Annotated in this window: 12 protein-coding genes; all 12 read left to right on the forward strand. The window is 55.3% G+C overall.

The window, feature by feature from the left end:
- Positions 1 to 575 (forward strand): transposase (locus CKO25_RS19690; RefSeq protein ID WP_200389659.1); only part of this gene is annotated, 575 nt, incomplete at its 5' end.
- A gap of 585 nt (positions 576 to 1,160) precedes the next feature.
- Positions 1,161 to 1,550, forward strand: coding sequence for a nucleoside/nucleotide kinase family protein (locus CKO25_RS19695; protein WP_200389660.1), 390 nt, complete (start codon positions 1,161 to 1,163; stop codon positions 1,548 to 1,550).
- Positions 1,551 to 1,862: 312 nt separating this feature from the next.
- Positions 1,863 to 2,063 carry a hypothetical protein gene (locus CKO25_RS19700; RefSeq protein WP_200389661.1) on the forward strand — a complete coding sequence of 67 codons (201 nt, stop codon included), beginning with the start codon at positions 1,863 to 1,865 and terminating at the stop codon, positions 2,061 to 2,063.
- 64 nt (positions 2,064 to 2,127) lie between these two features.
- Positions 2,128 to 2,310, forward strand: a complete 183-nt coding sequence (locus tag CKO25_RS19705; RefSeq protein ID WP_200389662.1) for a hypothetical protein — start codon at positions 2,128 to 2,130, stop codon at positions 2,308 to 2,310.
- Entirely contained in the window at positions 2,307 to 3,074 is a 768-nt protein-coding gene (locus tag CKO25_RS19710; RefSeq protein ID WP_200389663.1) for a sulfotransferase family 2 domain-containing protein, read from the forward strand. Before CKO25_RS19705 ends, CKO25_RS19710 begins: the two co-directional genes overlap by 4 nt.
- A 154-nt stretch (positions 3,075 to 3,228) precedes the next feature.
- On the forward strand, positions 3,229 to 4,401 hold the full coding sequence (locus tag CKO25_RS19715; RefSeq protein WP_200389664.1) for a phosphotransferase: 1,173 nt from the start codon (positions 3,229 to 3,231) through the stop codon (positions 4,399 to 4,401).
- A gap of 3 nt (positions 4,402 to 4,404) precedes the next feature.
- Positions 4,405 to 5,580 carry a glycosyltransferase family 4 protein gene (locus tag CKO25_RS19720; protein ID WP_200389665.1) on the forward strand — a complete coding sequence of 392 codons (1,176 nt, stop codon included), beginning with the start codon at positions 4,405 to 4,407 and terminating at the stop codon, positions 5,578 to 5,580.
- Complete coding sequence (locus CKO25_RS19725) at positions 5,577 to 6,749, forward strand: glycosyltransferase (RefSeq protein WP_200389666.1); 1,173 nt, start codon at positions 5,577 to 5,579, stop codon at positions 6,747 to 6,749. Before CKO25_RS19720 ends, CKO25_RS19725 begins: the two co-directional genes overlap by 4 nt.
- A complete protein-coding gene (locus CKO25_RS19730) occupies positions 6,742 to 7,908 on the forward strand; it encodes a nucleotidyltransferase domain-containing protein (protein ID WP_200389667.1) in 1,167 nt (388 codons plus the stop codon). Before CKO25_RS19725 ends, CKO25_RS19730 begins: the two co-directional genes overlap by 8 nt.
- Before the next feature lie 24 nt (positions 7,909 to 7,932).
- A complete protein-coding gene (locus CKO25_RS21410) occupies positions 7,933 to 8,766 on the forward strand; it encodes an FkbM family methyltransferase (protein WP_200389668.1) in 834 nt (277 codons plus the stop codon).
- A 100-nt stretch (positions 8,767 to 8,866) separates the two neighbouring features.
- The gene (locus tag CKO25_RS19740; RefSeq protein WP_200389669.1) at positions 8,867 to 10,090 is read left to right on the forward strand and encodes a carboxylate--amine ligase; all 1,224 of its coding nucleotides are present in this window, start codon (positions 8,867 to 8,869) and stop codon (positions 10,088 to 10,090) included.
- Positions 10,090 to 10,737, forward strand: coding sequence for an HAD-IB family phosphatase (locus CKO25_RS19745; protein ID WP_200389670.1), 648 nt, complete (start codon positions 10,090 to 10,092; stop codon positions 10,735 to 10,737). Before CKO25_RS19740 ends, CKO25_RS19745 begins: the two co-directional genes overlap by 1 nt.
- The last annotated feature ends 240 nt before the right edge of the window (positions 10,738 to 10,977 follow it).

The raw sequence follows: 10,977 nt of genomic DNA on the forward strand, positions 1-10,977 counted from the left end.
AAGCCGTTTTCGGCAAACGTGTGCTCATTTGTGCAGATCGTTTTCATATTGCTCGTCTGTATCGAGAGAGTTTTGAGACCTTACGAAAACGGGAATGGAAGCGGTTACAGCGGACGCTCACGAAATCAACATTGGATCAGTTCAAAAACGTGCATTGGCTCTTGCGCCACCGCCGCGCGGATCTCACCGATGATGAGCGTCGTATCCTCAATCGTTTGTTTGTTCACTCGCCCCAAATCAAAGACGCTCACGATGCGTGCGAAGCGCTCACAATGATTTATGAAAGGCCTCTCTCAACAGGACAAGGAAAACGTCAAATTCGTCGCTGGATGCGACAAGTCTCGAATCGCGGAATCAGGTGTTTCGATCGCTTTCTTGGGACGCTTAGAACTCATTTCGCTGAGATCACTAATTATTTTGTCAACCGTCAGACGAGCGGATTTGTAAAACGTCTCAACAATCAATTTAAAGTCCTCAAACGACGCTGTTACGGCATCACCTACCTAGCCCATCTGTATCAAAGAGTGTACTTGGATCTCAACGGATACGCTCGCTTCGGCGTGGAGTCAACATGAATCAATGTTTTAGAGTTTTCGTGTTCAGCGACTTATCGTAGTTGATGTGTACGAAAAATATAGCGTTAAATAATTGTTTTTAAATTGGTTTCACATTCCCCTGAAATCCGGGAGAGCCATGCTCTCGGAATTTTATGACATTAAATCAATAATTTAGTCCCTATACAGCCTCTAAACCCGGGAGAGTTCAGGTGAAAAAAAAACGATAATAATATTAAATATATAGAGTATAAAATTTCGCAATACAATTAATAGCACCGGTTGTGATATACTTTGATTTAGAGGTGGAATTTGATCGTGAGCTTTAGTGGGACTGATGGCGCTGGCAAAAGCACTCAGATAAACTCTCTGAGTGAGATCCTGCGGCACTCTGGTCTGAAGTCAACGCTGTTGTGGGCGCGAGGAGGTTATACCCCGCTGTTTCAGACCTTCAAACGACTCATTCGACGCGTATCAGGTCGACGGCTGCCCAGCCCTGGTGATTCACCGCAGCGCAAGGTTGTTATGGGCCGCCCCAAAGTCGCCCGTCTATGGCTACGGATTGCGATATTGGACCTAGTCCTTTACTGGAGCTTGTATCTACGCTTGCAGCAGTTCCTGGGGCGAGTGGTGATCTGCGACCGCTATATCGACGATACTCGCCTGGACTTCCGACGCAATTTCCCCACAATTGCGTTTGAACGCATGCTACTCTGGCGGGTGCTCGAGTGGGTCACGCCTACCCCTGATGCGGCTTTTTTGCTGTGGGTGCCAGTGGATGAGTCGCTGCGACGTTCGAAGGAAAAAGGAGAACCGTTTCCGGATGATGAGGAAACGCTTGCTTGGCGTCTCAAGGGTTACATGGATGATTCAATGTTCCCACCGGACCGATACATTCGTATGGACTGCCGCGAGGATGTGTCGAAAATATCTGGGGAGATTATTGAAATCGTTACGGAGCGTCTCGTGATCAGTACCTGTGGTTGCCGGTTCTAATTAGTTCTCAAGGAGTCTGCTGTGTCAAACAAATCTTAATGTCCAATTGCCTTAACTATGCAAGTCTTATCATTCTGGCAACTAACCTTATAACTATACGGGTCTCATGTCAGTTCTTGTCTGAAGTAGGTGTCCCAAGATGCTGAAAAGATTGATGTATACTTTTGGACATGCTCGTCGATCGTCTTAAGCCCAGAGGAACTCGCCGAACAGCGTGCGGCCCATCGTAATGATGCACCATGTGCGTGAGGCACTACCTGATCAATGCGGTGTTCCTGTTGACCTAGTGGCCCAAGGTCGCGGACATTGCTGATGAACTTTGTCGGGAGTGAAGACTGGCTTGATGCGCGGCAGCTGGCTGAGTTGGATGGCCATTTGCAGCAGCATCTGCACCAGAGCGCCGAGTCGGTGGCCCGTTGTGTGAATGAGCGCTGGGGTATGAGCGACACCGCCAGCGGTATGACCGACGGGTGGTGGGTGGATCAAGCGCGGGAAGCGTGTCTGCATCAATAGCAACACCGGGCGTCAGCGCCTAGATATCAATGGTGTCATTGACGTCGAGCGCTTGAGCTCATTGGTGCATTTCGACAACACCATCGACGACGCCCTCTCCACCACCGACTTGTTCGCCCAGATCGAGGCGGCTGACCCTCAGGCCAATGTCATCACCATCATATGCGACAACGCGCGCTACGACCGTAATTCTGGATTCTTTGGGTATACGAATTACATGTCATTTTGGCGAGAAAATTATTTATGATGTACTGTGATCACTGGAATCTACTTTTTATTGTCTTACCAAAATGTGGAACCGGGGCAGGGAAACGTTTCTTCAATGATCTCCCCGGCACCAACTGCTACGCTCCTAAGGGGTCAGATAAGTATTCTGATCACAGATTTTGCGCCGCAGGGAAAGAATATAATACGAAACACTTCAAAGGACGGTCGATAGGTCATGCAACTGCCAAAGAGTTATGTGAATTTTTTGGGCGAGAAGTATTTTCAACAATGAATACCGTCGCAATTATTCGGAACCCCTACTCTCGGTTAGTTTCCAGTTATTTTTTTTATCGCCGAATACATCTGCGTAAATATACTTCCGAGGCTGTAAAGAGGATTAGCAAGCTTCCATTGACAGCGCGACCTTCAGTTGTGGTACAGAACTTTTTGACAATCATTGCATGCGGATTTACCAAAGTAGTTCCTTTGTGGTTATATGTGATTTTCTACCCATATAAAGGCATGAAGTCATACATATCTGATGTGAATGGCACTAGAATCGTTAAGCACATAGCCAGATTAGAATCTGTGGACGATGACCTAACGAGGATCATGCAGCGGATGGGTGTTACTATTAATCGCACTGCAAAACTTCCTATCGTCAACCCTACTGGGTATGACAAGAATAAGTCCTATACCCCTGAATCTTGGATTGTGAAACAAATTGTTTCTTTAAAGTTACGTGATGATTTGCAGTTGTGGTACGAGGTGAATGCTGAATTTGAAGAAGAGACGATACCATGAGTTTCTGTAATTCTGAATAATTATCATCTCTTACAGCAATAATCTGCGGCCAGGAAAGATTCCATGACTTTCTATATCCTGGTTGGCGGCATAAATGTGGCTGGGGTCATATCGTCGTAATGGCTACTTATTCCTACTGGTGCGGTAACGGGCGTTGCGTGTAGCTGACCTCCTAGGGCGGGAACCCTTCGGTGCCATCCTGGAGCGTACCCTGTCGGCCTACTGGAGCGCAGTCAGTGGCAGGCCGGTCGACGTTTTCTGGAAGGGGCAAGGTCCGGAAGGACAGGAGTGGCGAGGGAACACCTATCTGAATTTTTTCTGTACTCCCGATGTGGATTCCGCCTGCTTCGAGAACATTGTCCGAGAGTTCAGCCATGCGCGTGCGTGGTGGCGACGTGGCGTACAGGCTGCCTACGTCCGCGCCGCGATTCAGCCGCCCATCAGGAAATGGTTAGCACAAGTCCACTTCCGCGTTTCCCGAGACATTCCCGATGCCAACCAGCAGCTCCTGATCGGGGGACGGAACCGATTCCGGATCATTCGCCCCAGCGCGGGTGAAAGTGTGGTGATCGCTAAGGATGGCTTTCCACGCCAGGGGTTCCGGCGCGAGGTGGCGGCGCGAGAGGGTTACGCCAAGGCCGTGGCCCCGAAGTTTTTAGGAATTCGAGCCCACGGGATGGCGTTCGCCGAAGCGTATTTCGTAGGGACGCCAGCGAATCGCTTGCCGAGTCCGCTGGCGTCGCAGGCGCGCCATGACGCTTGTCAGAAACTGGTCGAGGCAGTCCATCGGCCAACCCTGCGCAACCTGCTGATCTCTGAGTACGGAGCCCAGCTTGCGGTGACCCTCAGTGAACTGTCGAGTGCCGCCGGCGCACAGGCTCAGTTGCTGGTTGATTGGGCCGAACGGGTGTGTGGTTCGGCACCTATCGGCCTGGCACTGACCCACGGCGATTTTCAGAACGGGAATATCCTCGTGACGGAACACGATTTGCGCATCATCGATTGGGAAACCGCGACCGAGCGTTCGCAACTGTACGACCTGGTGACCTTGTCCGCCGACATCCGACTCGCAGCGGATGGCTTCGAGACATGGCGCCAGACGGTCACCCATTGGTTGGAATGCCCAGAACAGGTTCCTCAGCTGCTGGTCCCCATCGACGGCCGGGGGTCATTACTCGGACACGCGGTTGTCTGGTGGCTGGAGGAGGCCATTTTTCAGCTCGAGGAGGCGCGCACCGGGTTCCAGGCGGACCCGGTTGCCTCTGATCAATCGGTGGCGACTGGGCTGAGTCAGGCCCACCAATTCCTTGAAATGCTGGCCGGTTAGACCATGCCGCGCATCCTCATGCTGAACCAGGTGGCCGGGCCGTTGTTCCGGGAGCTTGCGGAAGACCTTGCCGTTGAGTTCGGAGGTGCTGATCTGCTCTCTGGCCACCTGGATGATATTGCTCGTCAACCGCAAGCGGCATTGCGAATGATTCCAGGACCAGATTACGACCGGCGCAGTCTCTGGCGCCGAGCCTGGTCGTGGTGCGCCTTTTTCCTGCGTGCGCTGCGTGAAGTCTTCAGATCCGATCGGGACACCCTGCTTTTGATCGTCTCCAATCCACCCTTCCTTGCTGCTGTTGGCTGGATTGCTGCCATGTTTCGGGGGCAGCGATATTGCGTCCTCGTCTACGACCTGTACCCTGGGGTGCTGGTGAAGCTGGGGCAGCTACGCGATCAGGGGCTGCTGGCTCGCGGTTGGCGTTTGTTTAATCGCCAGGTCTGGGGCCGTGCGCAGATCGTCTTCACGATTGGCGCCTATATGGCGGAGAATCTGCGCCGGGAGGGCGGGCAGGATTGCGATGTGCGTGTGGTGCCGGTCTGGGCGGATGTTGAGTTTGTTCGCCCTCTACCCAAGGAACAGAATCCGTTCGTTCAATCGCTGGGCTGGGCGGACCGAACGATCGTGCTCTACTCGGGCAATCTCGGGGATACCCACAACCTCGATAGCCTACTCGACGTCGCCAACCGCTTGCGCGGCCGCGACGACTTGGGGTTTCTGATCATCGGTTCCGGTAGCAAATGGGCGGCCTTGTGTGCGTATGTTGAGGAACACCAACTGCAAAACGTCAAGCTGCTGCCGTTCCAGCCCGAGTCCATGCTCCCGCAGACCCTTCCAGCGGGAGATGTCGCGGTGGTGTCCATGGAACCTGCGATTGCCGGCTACATGGTCCCGAGCAAAAGCTACTACTACCTGGCGGCAGGCTCCGCGCTGCTGGCGATCGTTCCACCAGGCAACGAGGTCGCCGATCTGGTCGAGCAGACCGAGTGTGGGGTGCGCGTCGACCCGGATGATCCCGATGCACTCTTCACAGCGATCGTCGCAATGGTGGAGAACCCAGCGCTGCTTGCCCACTACCAGCGCCAAGCGCGCACTCTCGCCGAGCGCGATTTCAGCCGGCATAACACGACGCTCTTCACGGATGCGATCCGGCCCTTACTCGAGCATCCGGTCCGATGAAGATCCTGCAGGTCATTTCGCATTATGTGCCTGCGTATCGCTTCGGCGGACCACTCCAGGTCGCCCACGCCTTAGCCAAGGCGCTCGTTCATCGGGGTCATCAGGTCAGCGTCTGCGCGACCCATCTTGCTGACCTAACGACTGATCTGGATGTGCCGCTGGATCAGCCGGTCGACGTGGATGGCGTCACGGTGTTCTACGAAGCGGTGCCTCGCTGGCGCAAATGGGGTTATTCGCCGGCCTTGAGGCGTCGAGTGGACCTGCTGATGCCGGATGCGGATTTCGTTTTGGTGCACAATCATTTTCAGTACGCCGGTTGGATGGGAGCCGCCCGGGCACGCCGGCTCGGAAAACCATACATCGTCTTCCCACACGCCAGCCTGAAACGGCAGTCCATTCGTTCAAGCAGCGGGCTGGCGAAGCGCATGTATCTCTGGGTGTTCGAACGCCAAAACTATCAGCATGCGGAGGGCATCGCGTTCAACGCGGAGGAAGAACTTGCGGATTCGCTGTTCGCGGATCGCGGGATTCTGGTTCCGAATGGCATCGACCCTCGGGATTTCGAGATGCTCCCGAGCAGAGGTGCTGTTCGTTCCCGAGATCCGGCGATTGGAAACAGGTTGCTGTTTCTGTTTCTCGGCCGCATCGATATCACGCAGAAGGCATTGGATGTCATCCTTCAGGCCTTCGCGAACAGGGTTCAAGCCGGTTCCGAAGCCATGCTGGTGCTCGCCGGCCCGTCCGAGGGCGAGGATCAGATCAGGCTTCGGGAGATGGTGACAGCGTTTCGACTATCGGAGCGGGTCTTCTTCACCGGCTTAGTGTCGGGCGAAGAGAAATTTCAGCTCTTGCGCGATGCCGATGTGTTTCTGATGCCATCTCGCTATGAGGGGTTAAGCATTGCCCTTCTGGAGGCCATGGCCTCCGGATTGCCGATCGTGTTAAGCGACCGATGCGGACTGCATCGAGAAATCGAGCGGAAAGACTGCGGTCTGGTGGTGCAACCCAGCGTCGAGTCCGTTACCGCGGCCATGGCAAACATGGAGGATCCATCGGCGCGTGCGATGTACGGGAGGCATGCGCGCGAGTTGGCCCTGGCGCATTACACCTGGCCCAGGATTGCCGAGGGACTGGAGACATTGATGCGAGCGAGGGTGACACATGATTGAGAAGAATAGGCTTTCACCCGAAGGGCAGTTCTACTGTCTCGTGTTGGCGGCTGCGGGCGTGGCGGACGCGGAGGTGGTGCGGGAATACGACACCCTTGGCGACGAGACCATCTGGGCCTTCGCTGAGCGTGAAGGTGCGACCAGCATCATTGGCGAAAAGTTGAGATCGGTGTTGGGTGTGGAACAGACGCCGCAACGCTGGCTGGAGGCTGTCGAGTCCACGGAGCGGCGCATCGGGATGTACATGGAGCAGCTCGATCGCGCGGCGGAGGCGTTGGCCAAGGAGGGAATCCCGCTGGTTGCGCTGAAAAACTCGGGGATCGCGCGCGGCCTACACACCGCGCTGGCCAGCACCCCGATGGGCGACGTGGATGTTCTGGTCGCACCGAACGACTTCCGTCGTGCTCATGGCATTCTGGTGGGACTCGGGTTTGAACTCGACGACCGAAGTCCATTTGCCATTTCGGATATCGAGGACGCCGAGGCGCACGGCGGTGCGGAGTATCGGGTAGCGCTTGGTGACGGAACCGAGCTCTGGTTCGAATTGCAATGGCGACCGGTCGCGGGGCGCTGGATTCGACCGGATCAGGAACCGCGCGCCGATGACTTGCTGGCCCGCTCGGTGCCGATGCCCGGCACGGCTGCACGCTTGCTGGAGCCGGAAGATAATCTGCTTCAGGTGTGCCTCCATACCGCGAAGCATAGCTATGTGCGCGCACCTGGCTTCCGGCTGCACACGGATGTCGACCGCATCGTGCATTACTGCGAGATCGACTGGGATTCGTTTTGCGACCGAGTCGAACGCACCGGGCTGCGCACGGCGGTTTACCTCTCGCTGGTGATCCCCAAGCGCCTGCTCGGAAGCGAGATCCCGGATGCGGTTCTGGAGCGCCTCGATTTCGCGCCCTGGAAGCACCGCCTCCTGCTCCGTTGGATCCAACGCGTGGGCTTGTTCGGACCCAAAGAACGTAAGTGGTCCAAACTCGGGTACATCGTCTTCAACCTGTTTCTCTATGACAGCCTCGCTGGTGTCTGGCGAGCCGTGTTTCCCGAAGCCGAGTGGATGCAACGGCAGTACAAATACCACAGCCCTTGGATGCTACCCATGGTCCATATTCGCCGGTTGTTTAGCCTTATGTTTCAAAGGGCAAAAACTTGAATACACACTCAACTGGTTCACATCGTGAAACACATCAACGTATTTGGTGCTGATGATCGCCAAAGCTTAGCCAAAAAACCGAACGGAGGCGTCATGTGGAATTTGAGATATCTTGGCAAGTCGAAACCGCTGCGTTCAGTCGTTAAGAAAGCGTTTAGCTTGTTATTCTATAATGGACGGGTAATTAAAATTAGACGCGGCCCGCTGAAGGGTTTGACTTGGAAGTGCTCCACTCATCAGCAGTTCTGGATGCCTCTTGGGATTTACGAAAAAGAAACAGCGAGTTGGCTTCTGAGTCAGTTGAGCGAGGGCGGTGTATTTTTTGACGTTGGTGCGAATTATGGCTACTTCACTTTGATGGGCGGGAGTGTTGTTGGCGATGGGGGTAAGGTTTTCAGTTTTGAACCAATCCCTACTAACTCTCAGATCATTAAAGAAATGGCGATGATGAACGGATTCGCACATGTAAAGATTGTACCGGTTGCTGTTTCGGAAGCTGCAGGTACAGTCGAGTTTGCTGTCGAAACGAATAATGCGAACTCCCATATTGCCTCGTTCGAGCTCCCTCATGCATCATCTAATGTTCTTGAAACTGTGTCAGTACAGACAATATCGCTAGATGAGTTTTGTGAAGAGAATACTGTTTTTCCGGAAGTCATAAAATGTGATGTCGAAGGTGCTGAGGTAGCCGTTTTGTCTGGCGCCAAGATGCTTCTCGAAAAGAAAAAGTCTAAGTGGATCATTAGCACACATAGCAAAGAACTAGAGGAGCGCTGTCGTAAGATAATGGAAGAAGCAGATTATTTTGTTGAGGGACTTGAAGGATTCCATCATGAACTGTTGTGTGTTCCACGTTAAAAAAAGTAAAGCCAAACTGCTCTGCACAGCCTAAATTCACGACTCTCTATTAGAGCAAGTTCAACCTGAACACATTCGTTATACCATATCGGATCATGCGATGAATCAATCTCAGCCTGTTGCGAATTCTTCGGTTTTGGTGACCGACGGCTGGGTCCGCTCCTCCTATGCCGCCTTGCGGAATCTGACTGATCACGGCGTGCGCGTGAGCGTGGCAGATAGCCGCCGACTTGGTATGTGCCAAGCGTCGCGCCGCAAGGCACAGTTTTCGCTTTACCGCTCGCATTACCAGGATGAGGACGGCTTTGTCGCCGACGTGGCCCGAATCTGCCAGGAGCAATCGATTGGGCTAGTGCTGCCTTCGCATAACGAAACTGAGATTTTGGCGAAACACCGGGAACGGCTCGGTCCAGGGCGTGATGCCTTGCTGCCCAATGCCGAACACTGTGCGCTGTTCAACGACAAGGCTCGGAGTTACGACTTTGCACAGGCCTGCGGGGTGCCGGTTCCGCTGCGGATCGCCTACGCGCATGCCGACGAACTCGCCGAGCAGCTGCGCGAGCATCAGCTGGAGCGGTGTGTGATCAAGTTGCGCACCGGCAACAGCGCCAAAGGGGTCTTCTATGCCCCATCACCAACCGAAGCGGCCGAGACGGTGCGCCGACTGGTGCGGGAGTTCGCCTTACCTGCCGAGCGCTTACCACAGGTTGAGGAGCAGGTGTCGGGCGAAGGCTGGGGCTGTTCGGTCCTGTATTGGCACGGGCGGCGGGTGGCCAGCTTCACCCATCGGCGCATGCGGGAAAAAATCGTGACCGGCGGGACCAGCACGCTGCGTGAGTCCGTGGCCAACCTGGCCATCGAACAGGCGACGCAGCAGATTTTCGATGCAATCGGCTGGCACGGGCTCGCCATGTGTGAATTTAAGGTCTGCGCGGAGACCGGCGCCATTTGGTTCGTCGAGGTCAACCCGCGGCTCTGGGGATCGATGGCGCTCGCGACCAGCGCTGGGGTGGAGTTTCCATACCTCGCCTGGCTGTGCGCGGTAGAGGGCGAAGAGGCCGCGCGCGCGTACCAAGCACAGTCCCCGTTGCGCCAACCTTGGCGTGGCCGCTGGTTGCTAGGGGATCTCACCGTGGGTGCGCGACAGTTATTGTCTGGCCACTGGCCGGATGCGTATCACACGCTGTTTCAGGCGCGTGCCAATGCGCGGGATGACTTCTTCTGGGATGATCCGCTGGTGTTTCTGGGTGAAGTGGCGGTGTATCTGGACAATGTCGTGCGTGGTCGGAGCCTGAACCCAGTCGAAAAGGGGATGATCGGTTAGTGGACGTCGTGCTGCTCGACTTCGACGGGACGATCACGCGCAGGGATACGACGCGCGACCTGCTCAAGGCTCTGCTCGGCCAACGCCCGTGGCTCGTCTTTCGGATCCTCCCGCTGGTGCTGGCGATCGTTGTGAGTCGTGAGGGCGAGAGGATTCAGCAGGCCAAGAATACCTGCGTCGGTCTACTGTTAAAGGGCCTTAATGAGAAGCGGCTGGATCTTGCCTTGACTGACTATGCGCGCCTGGTTCAACCACTCTTGAGACCTGAGTTGATCCAGCGCATCGAGGACAAGGTCAACCAACGGTGCTTGGTGCTCGTGGTGACGGCATCCTTTGACGGCGCCGTTCGAGTCGCCCTGCGCGACGCTCCAGTGACCGTGATCGGCACACGCTATGTGCAGAAAGCGGGGTGCTTCACCGGCGCAGTGGATGGGCCGGGCTGTTATGGGCACCACAAACCACAGCGTATTCGCCAGGCAACCATTGACCTCGGTAACGATCTGCGTTTCGCCGAGGCCTGGTCCGATGCTGTTTCGGATCTACCGATGATGAAGATGGCGGAACGGCGAGTCTGGGTCTATCGCGATCAACAACCAGCGGCCTTTCGGCAGGCCGACCCAGATGGTGAATATCTGAAGTTGGCTTAGAGGGCTTGTCGGTTGCAGATCTGGCGAGGTCAGCGCTGCACCCAAAATCCTCAAGGTCATGGCATGTCGGCACTCCGGTCAGCCGACTGGTCTCATCGACTGCACCACGGTCAATCCAGCGTTGCACTCACAACGCAACACGCTCCCCTTCCCTTCCCTTCCAACTGAACGCGTAAACGTCTGCGTTGACCGCGACTGAATCCAGCACGCCCTCCCCCGACGGCTCCCACGAGTCCACCT

It is taken from the genome of Thiocapsa imhoffii (assembly GCF_016583985.1).
Classification (GTDB): domain Bacteria; phylum Pseudomonadota; class Gammaproteobacteria; order Chromatiales; family Chromatiaceae; genus Thiocapsa; species Thiocapsa imhoffii.